Below are 15465 nucleotides of genomic sequence, written 5' to 3' on the forward strand. Positions count from 1 at the left end.
TCCAGTCCTGCGGCATTGTTGCCCGACGATTCAGATTGTGTGCCGCTGATGCTCCAGCCAGTCCTGGAACACCAGGACGTTCCACAAAGCATGCTGCCAGTTGCGCTGACCGCTCAGATGCTCGCGCCAGCGGCGAACGATGGGCTGCGGCTCGAAGTACCCTTCACGCCGCAGCCGCCCTTCCTCCAGCAGCGCGGAAGCCCATTCGCGCAGCGGACCGCGCAGCCATACGCCGATCGGCGCGCCAAAACCCATCTTCGGGCGCTCTATCAATGCGCTGGGCACATGCCGGTACAACACCTGCCGCAACGCCCACTTCGTGGCGCCGCCACGCAGCTTCATCGCGCCCGGCAGGCGCATGGCGAATTCCACTACCTGATGGTCCAGCAACGGCACGCGGGTTTCCAATGAGACGCTCATTGCCGCCCGATCCACTTTTGCCAGGATGTCATCGGGCAGGTAGTGGAGCATGTCCAGCGCCATCATGCGCTGCATGTCGCCGAATCCGTCCAGCCGCGCGGCCAGGTCCATCATCGATGGTCCGGGCTCATGGCCGCGCACCACGATGGCGCCCGGATCGCGCCAATGCGAGGTAAGGCCGAGATACAGGTCGTCGATGGTGCGGCTGTCGAGCACGCCGGCGCCCTTGTGCAGCTTGTCCCCCACGTTGGCCATCTGCAGCGCTGGCGGCAGCAGAGGCATGAACATGCTTGCCATCCGGTTCCAGGTGTCCGGCGACAGGCTGGTCAGCATGCGCGCCGCGAAACGGCGCACCGCGAGGGGACGCGCGCTCAGACGGCCCCACAGGCGTTCCGTCAAGCTATAGCGGTTGTAGCCACAGAACAGTTCATCGCCGGCATCGCCCGACAGCGACACCGTCACATGGCTACGCGCCAGTTGCGACACCAGGACGGTGGGAAGCTGCGAGGAATCCGCAAATGGTTCGCTATAGATTTCAGGCAAGCGCGGTATCACCGCCATTGCCTCGGCTGCCGTTACGTATAGCTCGGTATGGTCGGTGCCGAGGTGCGCCGCCACCGCCTTGGCATGCTTGGCCTCGTCATATTGGGCCTCGTGGAAACCGATCGAAAAGGTTTTTACCGAACGCGAGGACTGCGTCTGCATCAGCGCTACCACGGTAGACGAATCCACGCCGCCCGACAGGAAGGCCCCCAGCGGCACATCGGCCATCATCTGCCGCTTCACCGCCTGCGCCAGCAAGGACTCGAGCGCATCGACCGCCTGTTCCGGACTTCCCCCGAACGGCCGTTCCAATCCTGCGCGATAACGCTCCACGGCTGACCAGTAGACCGTCTCGCGTGCGATGCAATCGCGCAGGTTAATGCCGAGCATGCTGCCGGGAGGCAGCTTGGCCATGCCTTCGTAGATCGCATGGGGCGCGGCGATGTAGTTATGTCGCAGCAACTGGGTCAGCGCGCCGCGGTCTATGGCGCCTTCGAAGCGCGGATGACGCCGCAGCGCGGCCAAATCGGAACCGAACAGGAATACCCGCTCGCGGCCCCAGCCCTGCCAACCGTAGTACAGGGGTTTTTCCCCCAGCCTGTCGCGCGCCAGCGTAAGAACGCCATTGGCGCGGTCCCAGACGGCAAAGGCAAACATGCCCACCGCTCTTTCCACCGTTTCACGCACGCCCCAGGCATCGAAGCCGGCCAGCAGCGTTTCGGTGTCGGAATGGCCGCGCCATGCGGGGGCCAGGCCGCTTGCATGAAGTTCCTGGCGCAGGTCCAGGTGGTTATAGATTTCGCCATTGAACGCAATCATCCAGCGGCCGCTGGCCGATGGCATGGGCTGGTGCCCGGCTGGGGACAGGTCGACGATGGCCAACCGCCGGTGCCCCAGCGCGACCCTCGCCTCCGGGTCCAGCCAGTAGCCCGCGTCATCGGGTCCGCGCGCATGCATTGCATCCGTCATCCGCGCCAACGTGGCGTGGCAGGCGCCGGCATCGTGCCATCCGTCGCCACCTAGAAAACCAGCGAAGCCGCACACGATTACACCCCGCCGCGAATAACAGTGCCGTACAGCGTTTCGAAGCGCTCCTGCGCATGGCGCACGGTAAATTGCTCGCGCACTCGCTCGCTGGCGCGCCATCCGAGTGCGCGCCGCTCCTGGGGCGTCATCTCCAACAACCGGCGCAGGCCGGCGGCCAGCGCCACTGGGTCTTCCTTTGGCACCACGACGCCGGTATCGCCCACCAGCAGCGCAGTGTCGCCGACATCGGTGACGACGCACGGCACGCCGACTGCCATCGCTTCCCCCACAACGTTTGGAAAGCCTTCGTTGCGCGAGGAAAGGCAGAACAGGTTCATGGCAGCCAGGCAATTCGCCGCGTCGCTTCGCTCCCGCAACAGGGCGAAGCGGCCGGCATGGCTGGTGCGGGCAATCCAGCACTCCAGTTGCGCCCGCTCGGCATCGCTGCGGTAGCCCACCATCATGAAACGCAAGTTGGGATAGTCCGGCGCCAGGATGCCTGCCGCCTTCACGAAATTTTCCAGATCCTTGTCGAGGTCGAACCGACCCAGGTTGCCCACCACGACATGGGTGTCGTCGAAGCCGCACTGCATGCGCAGGGCCGCCGCCGCATCGGCCGCGGGCATACCCGACAGGTTGAAGCCATTGTGCACCACCACCATGCGCGCCCCGTCGTAGCCCCTGTCGACATGGGCGCGACGCGACGCATCGGCAACGCACACAATGGTATGCGGCACCCAGCTCGAGAGCCAGGCGCAAACCCGGCGCACCGCCGCGGTGGCGCGCGAGCCATGCGCGATGCCGGTCGTGCGTATGCCCCAGATCACATTGCGATTGCCCGACAGCCTTGCCGCAAGTCCGCCGACCAGGTCGGCGTGGTACATCCAGGTCTGCACGATGTCGGGCCGCGACTCGCGCATCATGCGCAGCAGTTGCAAAAAGCCGGAGATGGGCTCGCGCCGCAGGTTAAGCTGTCTGACCTGAATGCCGGCCTTGAGGAACGCCGGCAGCATGGCGCCGCCGGCCGTCAGCGTCACTACCTGATGTCGGTACTGGCCATGCATCGATCCCATGATGAGGCGCAGCAATGCCGTTTCGGCGCCGCCGGTGTCAAGGCCGGTAATGATATGCAGAACAGTAGGCATTTATTTTTCTTTCGGCCGAAGGGGGGCGGCCACAGTTGTTTGCAGATCGATCATGCATGCGGAAGCGCCTGTTGATGCTGAGATTGCTCAAAGTCGCGCATGGCCATGGACTGCATCCCGAACTCTCCACGCAGTCTTGCATAGTGCTGCAGCACGCCTTCCAGAAAGCGCAGGTTCTCGGCCTGGTTGACGCCGAAGTTATGAGGATGCCACCACAGGTGGAAGATGCCGTCGCTGCGCGCAGCTTCCGTCATCGAGTTCTGCAGCCGGCGCATGCGCAGGGCTTCAAGGCCCGCCAGCGTGCGCGACCATGGCCGCAGGAACAGGCTGGCCGGCACATTGACCAGGTCATTACCGAAGCTGCCCGTCTGCACGGTGGCCGAGTGCAGCGGCAACCACGCGTCGGCCAGACGCACCGCCCGTCCGGCGATGCCGCCAGGCGCTCGGTGGCCACTGCGGTACAGCCAGTGATCGGCGTTGCCGCGAACCACGCGTATGCCTAGTCTCGGCAGGCATTCAAGATAACGCGGATGGATCTGATTGCGCGGCATTACCAGGCTGCGAAGCTTGATGCCGAGATCCGCCGCGATGTCCGTGGCGCATGCCATATCGGCGGCAAACTGGTCCGGCGATGCGCCTTCTTCATTGCACAGGTAATGGCTATAGGTATGGCTCGCCAGTTCCTGGCCCGGCGTCTCTAGAATCCGCTCTATCAACGGCCGTGCAAAGAACAGCCGCGGGTGAGCCTGCGCCATGCTGCCATAGGCGTAGGCCGACAGCCGAGAGTTGCGGTAGGCCGGCATGACGACTGGCCTCAGCGACTGCCAGTGGCGATAGTCGCGGCACATGGCCATGCCCACCGTGGCCCAGCTTGCCCGCACGCCGTAACGGCGGAACAGCGCCAATATCGCCGGTACGGCCTGCCACTCGCCTTCGACATTAGCGCCGTAACTCTTGATATCGGCAATGTCGGCGACACCCCAGAACAATTCAAAATCGAGCGATATGGTAAATGCGGACAAAATCGTTTCTTATGCAATGGAACAAGGTCAGGAAGCTGGCATGGCAAACGCTCTGCGCTTTACCTTGTCGCGCTGCGACACTAGCGCGAAGGTAAGCAGCCAATAGGGAAAGTCAAACATGTTGTGCGTGAAGAACGTCATTGCGCAAAACAGCAGGATCAGCGCAGTATGTATCGTGCGGTCGTGGAAATAGCGGCCACGCAGCAGCAGCAGCAGCAGCCATAGCCACATGATCACGCCGGCCACGCCATATTCGGCGCCCAGCGCTACCAACTGGTTATGGGTGCCAACCGCGTGCGGCCACAAACGACTTTGGCCGCCGTCGGTCACGCCGGCGCCGAGCCCTGTAAGCGGGTTGGCGGCGAACGCTTCCCACCCTGATTGCAACACGGCGGCGCGTTCCATGGCGCTGTCATCATCGAGGCGCCCCTTGGAGAAAAACATCAGCCGGTGCTCGATGTTTTCGATCGCGCTTGAAAAGTCGCCGCGCTTGCTGATGTAGCTTTCCAGCCCGCCCATGGCCAGCGGCAGCACCACCACTGCCAGCGCCGTAATCGCGCTCACGGCTGGCAGCCGTCTACGCAGCATCAGGAACACCCAAAGCGCCAGCCAGGAAATCATGGCGGCACGGGTAAAAGTCACTAGCACCGCGATGCCTGCCAGAACGACAAGCGCGGTGTGGTAGCGCTTGCGCACTATCGGATAAGACAGCAAGAAGACAAGCAATATAACTTCGCCGGCGATGGTCGGATTGATGAAGGTGCCGGATGCCCTGCCCAGCACCGTGCCCGCGGTGTCAGGCGGATACAGCTGTCCTGGATAGAAGAAGTCGGCAATTACCAGGCTGGGAACCAGCACCGCCAGCAGCACGAAACTGCGTTCCCATCCGCTTTGGCGCATGTGGGTGAAGGCAAAGCCGAGAAAAAGGACCATGCCGATTGCTTGGAGCCGGAAGCTGACCAGCATCTCGCCGCGCGCGGTAAGGCTCCCCGCGTCGGTGATCAAGTGCATCAGGTTGAGCAGCAACAGCGCAAGTGCCCACAAGCCGAACGGAGAAGCCAGGTAGGACAGGAAAGCATGCAGCCGCGCCATCAGTATTGGAAACAGCAACAGCATGAAACCGATGTAGAAAAGCTTCGGCGGCATGCTCTTGTCCAGGCTACGGACGTATACCGGCAAATTCATGAAGATGCACACCAGGATCACCGACAGCGCCACGCTGGCCCAAGCCAGCAGCGCGCGCCTGGAATCGCGTGCAGCGCGGCTGGTGCGGTAGGAGCCGTAGCCTGTACCGACTTGCGCTTCGATCTGCATCATCGCCCTTGTCCTGTCCTAGTAAGCGCTGTCGCGGGCCGAGGCGGGGGCGGAAAGCGCCGGCCTGTCGACACCGAGCGGTTCGGAAAACAGCGACTCCCACATTCCTGCCACCCGCTCCATCGAAAACCGTTCGCGCGCTTCCACCGCACGCGCCGCGAATTGGGCGCGCTGGGCCCCGTCAGCCATTACCTGATTCAGCGCCTCCTCCAGCGCGCTGGAGTCGCCGACTGGGGCCAGCAGCCCGTCCACGCCATGGCGGATGATGTCGCGCGGACCAGTGTCACAGTCGACGCTAACGGCGGGCAGGCCGTGGGCCAGCGCTTCGGCGAGTGTGTTGGGAAAGCCCTCGAAGTGCGAGCTCATCACATACAAGTCGGCGCGTTCATACCAATGCCGCAGGTTGCCCACCACGCCCGGCAGGAAAACGCGTTCGGACAGGCCCCGCTCCGCAGCCTGGGCGCGCAGTGCCTCATGGTCTGGACCAGCACCCAGTATCACCAGGTCCCAATCAGGATTGCGTGGCGCAAGACGTGCGAACACATCAATCAGCAGCGGGAAATTCTTCTGGTAGGACAGCCTGCCAACGCCCAGCAGGATGCGGCGCCCGGGCTTGCACAGCGAGTCCGGCGGCAGCACCGGCTCCTGCAAGGGCAGCGGCCAGCCAGCAGCATTGGGTATGACCGGCGCCTGTTTCGCCGATGTGTTGCGCATGATCCATTTCCTGCATTCGGGCGTCAGGGCCGCCACTGCATGCAGGTCGCGATAATGCATGCGGCGCAGCATATCCCAGACACGGCCCACTGACACTTGGGCTGGATAGATATGTTCAGAGCCGACCGCGCAGAAGCGCGGCAGGCCGCGGCAGGCCAACGCAAGAACCACGTTGGCATTGGTCATCATTGCCAGCGCCGCATCGGGCTGGATGTCCCGGATCGCGGCGCGCAGCCGGCGGATGCGTGCCACGTTGCGAATTGCCGCCTCCACGATGCCCCGGCTGTCGCCGCTCAGGCCAAAACCGATGCGAGCCACCCTAGGGTCCAGTTCGTAGAAATCGCGCTCGATGGCTTCGACCGTGGCGATCGTCACTTGCCAGCCCTTCCTGGCCCAGTGATTGGCAAGATTGGCTGCCACGCGTTCGGCGCCTCCGGATTCGAGCGAATGCAGATAAATCAGCAGCTTCATATGCAAGTCCCCTATGTTTTATAGACATGCCGTGCATACCAGTACAGCATTGCGAACGACGCCAGGTACATCACGCCGGTCGCCAGCGCGATACCCTGCATGCCCAGCGCAGGCACCAGCATCAGGCTGGCGCCTGCCTTGATCAGCAGGTTGACAGCTGCACCGATGGCGACCGCGCGGTACAAGCCGCGCGACACCAGGCTCGACACCAGCACGAGCGCGGCGAAATAGAACGGCATCTGCACCGCGCCATAGCGCAGCACGCTGGCTACCGACTCGGTGTTGGCGGCGTCAAAGGCGCCGCGCTCGAATAGCAGCGCAACCGCCAGCGGCGCGAGCCACCAGACCATCACAGTGGCCAGGGCTCCCACGCACAGCATGATGCAAACCCAGCGGCTGGCGACCATGTGGATGTGTTGTGGCGTTTCATGCTGGGCGCGCGCAAACACCGGCAGGGTGGCGCGGCTGATCGCGGTGCCCCCCAGTCCGAGCAGCAGCGCCAGAACGCGGTTTGCGTAGCTGAGCGTGGACACCGCGCCAGTGCCGAGATGCACCGCGAACATCAGGTCGACAATGTCGATCAGGCTCATCACCGCATTCCCGGCCAGCATGATGGCGAAGCTTTGCCAGAACCAGCGCCAGCCAGGCGAGGTCAAGCCGATGCGCGGCTTGACAAGTTCGCCGCGCCTGAGCAGGGGCAGCGCCAGGCAGACCATGTGCAGCATGCAGCCGGCCACCGTGCCCCACACCAAGGGCAGGATGCCGCCGTCCCCGAGCATCACCGCAGTTGCAATGGCCAGCGCCGGCACGCCTTCCAGCAAGGTGTTGGCATGCAGGCCGGCGGCCAGCATCCACGCCGAAAACAGGCTGGCCAGAACGCCCAGCGGCATGAGCAGGGTCAGTCCCCTTGCGGCTTCGGCGGCATAGGCCGCGGTGCCAGGCGTCAGGCCCGCCCAGGGTGCGCGTATCAGTGCCGGCAGTAGCAGCGCGGCAGCCAGCCAAAGCAGCAAGCCCAGGCCCAGCGCGGCACCCAGCAACTCGGCGCGAAAGCGCGGCAACTCGCCGGGGTGCTCCTGTTGCAGGCGCGCCGCCAGCGGCACCAACACCATGGTCAGCACGCCGAACCAAAGCGCCAGCGGCCAGTTAACCAGGTTGAGCACGAACAGATAGCCGTCCACCTGCGCGCCGATGCCGTAACGGTAGGCCACCGCCATTTCCTTGGCGGCCCCGGAGAGCTTGCCGAGCATGACGAACAGCGTTACCCACGCCATGCCGCGCAATATGGCCGCATGGTCCGGATGAAAGCCCCGGATGCGGCTGTTCCAGGCGACAAACACGTTCAATTAGCGCTCCCCAGCAACTGCCGTTCGCGCTGCAGATACCATTGCATCGAGATCGACAGGCCTTCGTGGATACGATAACGGGGCGCATAGCCGAGCGCCTGCGCGGCGCGGCTGATGTCGGCCAGCGAATGCTGCACATCGCCGGCCCGCGGCGGCCGGTGCACCGGCGCGCGGTTGTACTGCAGACCCTGCTCGGCCAGCGCCGAACGCAGGCCCGCATACAACTCCAGCAGCGTGGTGGTGTCGCCTACGGCCACGTTGTAGACCTGGCCGCGCGCTGCCTCCGGCGCTAGCGCCGCCAGCAGGTTAGCCTGCACCGCGTTATCGACATGGCAGAAGTCGCGGCTTGTCATGCCGTCGCCGTTGATGGCGACTTCTTCGTCCCGTATCATGGCCGCGGCCCATTTTGGGATTACCGCGGCATAGGCGCCGTTCGGATCCTGGCGCTTGCCGAAGACATTGAAATACCGCAGGCCGGTGGCGCACATGCCGTAGCAGCGCGCGAACACGTCGGCATACAGTTCATTGACGTACTTGGTGACCGCATACGGCGAGAGCGGCTTGCCTATCCGGTCCTCTACCTTGGGCAGCCCTGGATGGTCGCCGTAAGTGGAACTGGAAGCGGCGTAGGTGAAGCTCGATACACCGGCATCACGGGCGGCCACCAGCATGTTGACGAAACCTCCGACATTGACCGCATTGCTGGTGATCGGGTCATCGATGGAACGCGGCACAGAGCCCAGCGCAGCCTGGTGCAGTACATGGTCGATGCCGCGCATGGCATGCGCGCAGGCTGCCGCATCGCGGATGTCGCCTTCGATGAAACGGAAGCGCGCCCATTGCGTGGCTTCCAGCGTGGACTTCACTTCCCGCAAGTTGAACGGATGGCCAGTGGAGAAATTATCCAGGCCAACCACGTTCTGGTCATGCGCCAGTAAGGTCTCCAGCAGGTTGGAGCCGATAAAGCCGGCGCAACCCGTCACCAGCCAGGTGTGCTGCCGCAGCCGCAGCCGCTGCCGCAGCGCGTCCGGCAGCATGGCGCCCGCTTCGCCTGTCCGCCCTTTCACAGCCGCATGTCCGATTCGTTCTTGGGCAGCATGTACTTGAGGTCGTACAGTACATGCATCGGCTTGCCATAGCTGTGCAGCTTCTCGCTGCCGATCGCACGGAACTCATCGTGCGCCACTGCCAGGATGATGGCGTCGTACTTTCCTTCCTGCAGCTCGCGCACCGGAGTCACGCCGTATTCATGCTGCGCGTCTTCCGGTATCACCCATGGGTCGTACACATCAATATTGACGTTGTAGCTTTTTAACTCGTTGATGATATCGGCCACCTTGGTGTTGCGCAGGTCTGGGCAGTTTTCCTTGAATGACAAACCCATGATCAGAATGGACGCATTCACCACTGGTATCTGCGACTTGAGCATCTTCTTGACCAGCTGGCCTACGACATAGCCTCCCATGTTGTCGTTGATGCGGCGTCCCGCCAGGATCACTTGCGGGTGGTAGCCCAGCGCCGCAGCCTTGTGCGTCAGGTAGTAGGGATCCACGCCTATGCAGTGGCCGCCGACCAGGCCGGGCCGGAAGCCCAGGAAGTTCCACTTGGTGCCAGCCGCTTGGAGCACTTCCTCAGTGTCTATGCCTATCTTCTTGAAGATAATCGCAAACTCGTTCATCAGCGCAATGTTCAGGTCGCGCTGGGTGTTCTCGATCACCTTGGCCGCCTCCGCCACCTTGACCGACGACGCCTTGTGGGTTCCGGCCGGGATAATGCTGGCATACAGCGCATTAACGAATTCGGCCGCCTCCGGGGTCGAGCCGGACGTGACTTTCATAATGCTGGTGAGCCGGTGGCTGCGATCGCCCGGATTGATGCGCTCGGGGCTGTAGCCAACGGTAAAGTCCTTGTTGAATTTCAGGCCGGAGGCGCGCTCGAGTACCGGCACTGCGAATTCCTCGGTGGCGCCGGGGTAGACAGTGGATTCGTACACCACCACGTCGCCGCGCTTCAAGACATTGCCTATGGTTTCAGATGCTCGTTCAATCGGCGTCAGGTCGGGCTGCTTGTGGCGGTCTATCGGGGTCGGCACGGTCACGATGTAGACCGAGGCGCGCACCAACTCCTGCGGCCGGGTAGTGAAAGTGAGTCGGCACGCCGCCGTGAGGTCGGCCTGGTCGATTTCCAGTGTCGTGTCGACGCCCTGCATCAGTTCGCTGACCCTGCGCTGGTTGATGTCGAAACCGATGGTTGGATACTGCTTGCCGAACTCGACGGCTAGCGGTAGGCCGACATAGCCCAGGCCAACTACGGCAATGACGGTTGAAGAGGAAACATTCATAGAGGACTCTCCCTGCTGCATGTTGATCAAACCTGGCCTTGGCCCGGCCGGCCCATATTCCGCTTGCTCATGCCACCACCCTGGTGCGCTCGGCGCGCAAGCCCAGCATCACGAAAACGTTCAGGCACCAGTGCCCTCGCACCAAGCGCGCATATACCGCCATGTAAATCAACAGTTGCAACATCACCAAGTTAAAGGCCACCCAAGATTTGCCGCCGAACAGGATGGCCGCAAAACTGGCGCTGCTGAGCCAGATCACGACGATGCCAGCCACAACAGCGTTGCCCTTCCAGCGCGGCAGCGTGCCAGCCGGCAGCCAGCGGCATACCAGCCGGCGGTACAGCAGCGTGTGCAGATGCAATCGGTCTGGTACGCCGGGACTGCTCTTGCGGACGATTTTTCGGCGATAGATGCTGTACAGCACCTCGATCACTGGATATGCGCAAATAGCCAGTACCTGCCAAGGCGACATGGTCGGATGACGGATCACCAGCAGTACCGCAGTCTCGGCCACCCAAAAGCCGGCCACATAGGCGCCGCCGTCGCCCATGAACAGTCGTCCAGTTGGGTAATTTACGGCCAGGAAGCCCAGCATGGTGCCAATGCCGGCTAGGATCAGCGTTACCATGAAGACGTCGTCGAACTGCCAGGCCAGAACCCCCATGCCACACAGCATGATGGTGACCGCACTTCCAGCCAGACCGTTGAAGCCATCGATAATATTTATTGCATTGGCAACCCCTGCCACGGCCACCGCGGTAATGATCAGGGCCAGCGGTCCGTATTGCAGCAGATGGTCGACGCCGTAGATATCGAGCCGAGGCAGGTAAGCGTCCAACAGCCATGCGGCCAGCAGCCCGCTGCCGAAGGTCGCCATCAGCCGCGCACGCACCGATACCCGCTTCGTCAGGTCTTCCGTCAGACCCATCAGGAAACATGGCATGCCAGCAACGAGCAGCAGCATCACGTCGCGGCTATGGTTTTCCATGGTAGGGGGCGGACGGTAGAACCATCCGAACAGCACGACCGCCGCCACGCCGGCGATGAGAGCGATGCCGCCCACACGCGGTACCGGGCGGCGGTGCATTTTCTGCACGCCAGCCATATCGATATCGAACGTGTATTTGCCATGCCAGCGTTCGGTCCACACGATCAGCAAGCTGACAAGAAAGCTGGTAACAGTCGGCACCCCAACCATCGCCCACATGTCGGATATAGGTATCATCGCGTCCCTCCATCGCCATATCGCCCGCAGTCGGCTGCCCTGTGCTGATTCTCGGCAAGGGCGTGAGCCCCGGCGTCCCTCTGAGACAAATTCATTGTTTGCTCCTGGCACACAAGCGTCGACCTGGATTTGCGGGTGGCTTGTGTGCAGGTCAAATTCTACGGACTCGCCGTTGGCACAATAAGTATGAAAATTCGATAGAACGCGCTTCAAACGCAATGCTCCTATCCATCCATAAGATCAAATGCATGACTTGCTTGCGAAAATTGCCTTTTGTTAATTAGAGTGAACGCTGTGAGCGATGTTCGTCAATCTTGACAAATGTTAAAGGTTTGCCCTTTGAGCTCTCGTATTCTGAGTTTCATGATCGAACTCGGCACTACGCCGGCATCGGCAAAAAGGTCGATCACATCCTTTGCCCGCCGGCTTTTGGCGGTTTTGGAAAAATGACTAATAAGCGCGGTCTGCCATTGCTTGTCCATGCGCGGGTGCATGTTCGGGTCACCGTCTTATTACTATTTAGCAGGCGATACGTCTAAATATGAAACTGGTAGAAACCAACACCGACATCCTTGCAGCGCGAGAACACCAGGATGCGCCAGCGGTACGCAGTTCGCCAGCGGTACGCAGTTCCCGTGCGTACGACAGCCGGCGCGCGAGGATTACATTGAAGCAGTGGCGCATGCTGCATGCAGTAATCGATTGCAACGGCTTCAGCGCCGCAGCCGAATACCTGCATGTCAGCCAGTCTGCCATCAGCTATACATTGGCCAAGATGCAGGAGCAATTGGGCATTGCGCTCCTGAAGGTGGAAGGCCGCAAGGCGCATGTGACGGAACAGGGCCGCGCCCTGATGGAATACTCGAGGGAGGTCATTCGCAGCGCGATCGAACTCGAGGTGCTGGCGGAAAAAATGCGCATGGGCTGGGAGCCGGAGTTGCGCCTGATGGTGGACCATGATTGTCCGCAGGATTTCCTGATGGCGGCGATACGCAGCTTCACCACCGGCGCACCGCACGTAAAGGTGAGCCTGCTGGAAGACAGTGGCCTGAAAGTCGAACAAGCCATTGCGCATAACACGGTCGATCTGGCAATTTGTGCCAACGTGCCGCCGGGCCTGATCGCCGACCGGCTGCTATCCGTGCAATATGCGATGGTCACCTGTTTCGACCATCCGTTGGCACAAGCCAATGTGCCGCCTTCGGAAGTGGAGCTGGACCGGCATACACGCATCGTCCTGAATGTCGGCGGAAGCGCAAAGCCGGCTTCCGCCGGCCGCAAAATAGATGCTTCCACCTGGCATGTCGGCAGCATCGACACCGCGCTGGCGGCCCTGGAAGCCGGCATGGGTTATGCGTGGCTGCCACTGAAACGGGTGGAGCGCTATCTGCGCGATGGGCGGTTATGCTTGCTGCCAACCCCAGCGCACTATCACAGCAGCAAGCACTTTTATATCGTGCATGCGCGTCAAGCCTCGCCCGGCGTCGGCGCCAGCACGCTTTCAGGTCTGCTGCATTCACACGCGGCCATACTTGGAGAAGCGGCCGGCATGCCAAGCCGCAGCATCGGCCCAGGCTAGATCCGCACCTGGAACGATGACGCAACTTGCCGAAGGCGCGGCGACCTAGCGTGCGACTGCCACTTTGCGTAAGCGCGTACAGGCAAGCCTGTGTCATGCATGGAGTACGGCCGAGCTTTTCCACGACGGATTAGAGGATAACCAAGGGCTGGGACAGCGAAGGTCATGGATAGCAAGGACAGATTAGCGTATAGACCCGATATCGACGGCCTGCGCGGGATTGCCGTGATCTCGGTTGTGCTGTTTCATCTGGAGAAAAAACTGGTCCCGGGCGGCTTTGCGGGAGTAGATATCTTTCTTGTCATTTCCGGATACCTGATAACGTTTCTGATCTACGGTCAAATCCGGAACGGGAGCTTCGGCTTTGCCGCCTTTTACCGGCGCCGCATCAACCGTATTATCCCCGCGCTGTTTGTCATGATTGCGGTTGTACTGGCATTCGGCCTGGCACTCCTCTCGCCGGCAGATCTGATGCGTTTGTTCAAGGGCGCCGTTGCTGCGGCTGCCGCGGTGTCCAACATCTACTTCTGGCGCGAATATGGCAATTACTTCAATGGCGGCGTCGATGAGGCTGCGCTGCTTCACACGTGGTCGCTCGGCGTCGAGGAACAGTTTTACATTATCTGGCCGATCCTTCTCCTGGCGCTTGCCCGCCTGCGCGCAACCGCGCTATTTATCGCAATCGTGCTGGGCCTGCTGGCTGCCGTGGCGGCATCGGAGCTTGGCGTACGCGTTGTCGCTTCTGCTTCCTATTACCTGCTACCTACCCGGTTCTTTGAACTGATGATCGGTGGCGCACTTGCAATTCTGATGTTCCACAAGGGCGCGCCATTCAGTTACCGTAATTCCACTGCATGCGGCCTGGCCGGCTTGGCCCTGATGTTCGGGAGTCTTTTCTTCCTCACCGAGACCGTCCCTTTTCCTGGCATCAATGCGCTTTATCCATGCGTAGGCACTGCCTTGCTCATCGCGTCCGGCGCGAATCCACGGACATGGACTGCGCGGGCGCTATCAGCCAAACCCATTGTGTTTATCGGTTTGATTTCGTATTCCCTCTATCTCTGGCACTGGCCCGTGATTGCTTATGCCAATTATCTGGGTGTACCCATCACCCTGATCAGCGGGATGCTGATCTTCGCGGGATCCATCGCGCTTGCGTGCTTGTCGTGGAAATTCGTTGAAATTCCATTCCGCCGTTCCGGCGCCGGAATGACATTTGCCAGGACCGCATGGAGGCGATATGCCATGCCGCTAGCCGTGCTGGCACTGGCATCGGTTGCCGTCATTGGAACCGGCGGGCTGCCAGGCCGGTTCGACGCGCGCGTGGTGGAGTATGAAAAGATTATCGCCACGGTGCCAGAGAAATTGCACCAGCAATGCCATTCCCCAACGTTCTTCTATCAACGCCCTCCGCACCCCTCCTGCGTCCTCGGCGCATCGTCCAAGCCGGCCGAAATGATTCTCATTGGGGATTCCTATGCGAACCATTTCACCGGCATGGTTGATGTGCTGGCAAAACAGCACAATGTGGCGGTAATGCACTACACGATGGATGGTTGCATGCCGCTCAAGGAACTGGCACTGGGGCCGAAAGCTTCCTATGCTGAAAAGTGCAGATTGAGGAACAAGCTGAATTACGACCTCATTGCGTCAGGCAATTACAAGTACGTCATCCTGGCCGCTTCCTGGCCGAACGATGGGACGGCCGCTTACTTCGCGCGACTTCACCAAGGGCTGAAGGATTCGATTTCCGCCATCCTTTCCGCCGGAGCAAAACCAATCATCATCCTGAACAATCAGGGCACGACGAATGCCAATTGCCCGATTCGACGGCTGCTGTTCGGCAGTGCTGACAGCTGCGACACGTTAGCTCAACCAAATGGCAGGCAACGTCTGATGTTTCAAGCCCTGAAGCGGGAATTCCCCACAACAAGCTATATAGATCCGAACAAGGCGATTTGCGATGGCGGGTACTGCCACGCAATGATAGGCAACGTCCCGCTGTACCGGGATAGCGGGCATCTGAATGATATGGGTTCGCGACTGATCGGCAAGATGCTTCTGGAGAAGGGAATACGCCTTATACAGGGCGATGCTTCACCCAGCGTCTTTGAGCCATCCCGTGCGGTAGCTGCCGATTAGGATTGGCCGGAAATGGCCTTAAACCGGGAGTACACGGGCCGCCCCGTCTCACTTGCGCCACCAGCGATCAAACCAGATTGCTACAGCGAGCAAAACTGCTGCGGCAATCAGGTAATCGATCAGGTCCAGGGTCATGCAGCGTCCTACCTATATGAAATGCAGTACCAGGCGCACAGTCCC

Annotated in this window: 12 protein-coding genes; 2 read left to right on the forward strand and 10 right to left on the reverse strand. The window is 61.3% G+C overall.

The features are described from left to right. Positions 1–30: 30 nt before the first annotated feature. The 10 genes from asnB to IGW04_RS08735 all read right to left on the reverse strand — a co-directional run bounded on the left by asnB (position 31) and on the right by IGW04_RS08735 (position 12046). Positions 31–2007 (reverse strand): asparagine synthase (glutamine-hydrolyzing), encoded by a 1977-nt coding sequence (gene asnB / locus IGW04_RS08690; protein WP_323744834.1) that lies wholly within the window; start codon positions 2005–2007, stop codon positions 31–33. Positions 2008–2009: 2 nt separating this feature from the next. Next, positions 2010–3134, reverse strand: a complete 1125-nt coding sequence (locus tag IGW04_RS08695; RefSeq protein WP_194712675.1) for a glycosyltransferase — start codon at positions 3132–3134, stop codon at positions 2010–2012. A gap of 50 nt (positions 3135–3184) precedes the next feature. After that, positions 3185–4156, reverse strand: a complete 972-nt coding sequence (locus IGW04_RS08700; RefSeq protein WP_194712676.1) for a polysaccharide deacetylase family protein — start codon at positions 4154–4156, stop codon at positions 3185–3187. A 27-nt stretch (positions 4157–4183) separates the two neighbouring features. Continuing rightward, a complete protein-coding gene (locus IGW04_RS08705; RefSeq protein WP_194712677.1) occupies positions 4184–5473 on the reverse strand; it encodes an O-antigen ligase family protein in 1290 nt (429 codons plus the stop codon). Between the two features lie 15 nt (positions 5474–5488). Further along, entirely contained in the window at positions 5489–6655 is a 1167-nt protein-coding gene (locus tag IGW04_RS08710; protein WP_194712678.1) for a glycosyltransferase family 4 protein, read from the reverse strand. A gap of 11 nt (positions 6656–6666) precedes the next feature. Further along, positions 6667–7992, reverse strand: coding sequence for a murein biosynthesis integral membrane protein MurJ (gene murJ / locus IGW04_RS08715; RefSeq protein ID WP_323744837.1), 1326 nt, complete (start codon positions 7990–7992; stop codon positions 6667–6669). 2 nt (positions 7993–7994) lie between these two features. Beyond that, complete coding sequence (locus IGW04_RS08720) at positions 7995–9035, reverse strand: SDR family oxidoreductase (RefSeq protein WP_194712773.1); 1041 nt, start codon at positions 9033–9035, stop codon at positions 7995–7997. A gap of 26 nt (positions 9036–9061) precedes the next feature. Further along, complete coding sequence (tviB, locus tag IGW04_RS08725) at positions 9062–10339, reverse strand: Vi polysaccharide biosynthesis UDP-N-acetylglucosamine C-6 dehydrogenase TviB (RefSeq protein ID WP_194712680.1); 1278 nt, start codon at positions 10337–10339, stop codon at positions 9062–9064. A 67-nt stretch (positions 10340–10406) separates the two neighbouring features. Then, entirely contained in the window at positions 10407–11564 is a 1158-nt protein-coding gene (locus IGW04_RS08730) for an MraY family glycosyltransferase (protein WP_228526952.1), read from the reverse strand. Between the two features lie 308 nt (positions 11565–11872). Next, on the reverse strand, positions 11873–12046 hold the full coding sequence (locus IGW04_RS08735; protein ID WP_194712682.1) for a hypothetical protein: 174 nt from the start codon (positions 12044–12046) through the stop codon (positions 11873–11875). Between the two features lie 59 nt (positions 12047–12105). Here IGW04_RS08735 and IGW04_RS08740 point away from each other — a divergent pair, with 59 nt between their 5' ends. Next, positions 12106–13143, forward strand: a complete 1038-nt coding sequence (locus IGW04_RS08740) for a LysR family transcriptional regulator (protein ID WP_267253687.1) — start codon at positions 12106–12108, stop codon at positions 13141–13143. Positions 13144–13308: 165 nt separating this feature from the next. Further along, positions 13309–15285 carry an acyltransferase family protein gene (locus tag IGW04_RS08745; RefSeq protein WP_194712684.1) on the forward strand — a complete coding sequence of 659 codons (1977 nt, stop codon included), beginning with the start codon at positions 13309–13311 and terminating at the stop codon, positions 15283–15285. Positions 15286–15465 lie beyond the last annotated feature (180 nt).

This window comes from Noviherbaspirillum soli (assembly GCF_015352955.1).
Taxonomy (GTDB): domain Bacteria; phylum Pseudomonadota; class Gammaproteobacteria; order Burkholderiales; family Burkholderiaceae_D; genus Noviherbaspirillum_A; species Noviherbaspirillum_A soli.

Coding starts and splice junctions, on each gene's coding strand:
- IGW04_RS08710 (WP_194712678.1), bottom strand. CDS start 6,655: ATGAAGCTGCTGATTTATCTGCATTCGCTCGAATCCGGAGGCGCCGAA.
- tviB (WP_194712680.1), bottom strand. CDS start 10,339: ATGAATGTTTCCTCTTCAACCGTCATTGCCGTAGTTGGCCTGGGCTAT.
- IGW04_RS08730 (WP_228526952.1), bottom strand. CDS start 11,564: ATGATACCTATATCCGACATGTGGGCGATGGTTGGGGTGCCGACTGTT.
- IGW04_RS08705 (WP_194712677.1), bottom strand. CDS start 5,473: ATGATGCAGATCGAAGCGCAAGTCGGTACAGGCTACGGCTCCTACCGC.
- IGW04_RS08695 (WP_194712675.1), bottom strand. CDS start 3,134: ATGCCTACTGTTCTGCATATCATTACCGGCCTTGACACCGGCGGCGCC.
- IGW04_RS08745 (WP_194712684.1), top strand. CDS start 13,309: ATGGATAGCAAGGACAGATTAGCGTATAGACCCGATATCGACGGCCTG.
- IGW04_RS08740 (WP_267253687.1), top strand. CDS start 12,106: ATGAAACTGGTAGAAACCAACACCGACATCCTTGCAGCGCGAGAACAC.
- IGW04_RS08735 (WP_194712682.1), bottom strand. CDS start 12,046: ATGGACAAGCAATGGCAGACCGCGCTTATTAGTCATTTTTCCAAAACC.
- IGW04_RS08720 (WP_194712773.1), bottom strand. CDS start 9,035: ATGCTGCCGGACGCGCTGCGGCAGCGGCTGCGGCTGCGGCAGCACACC.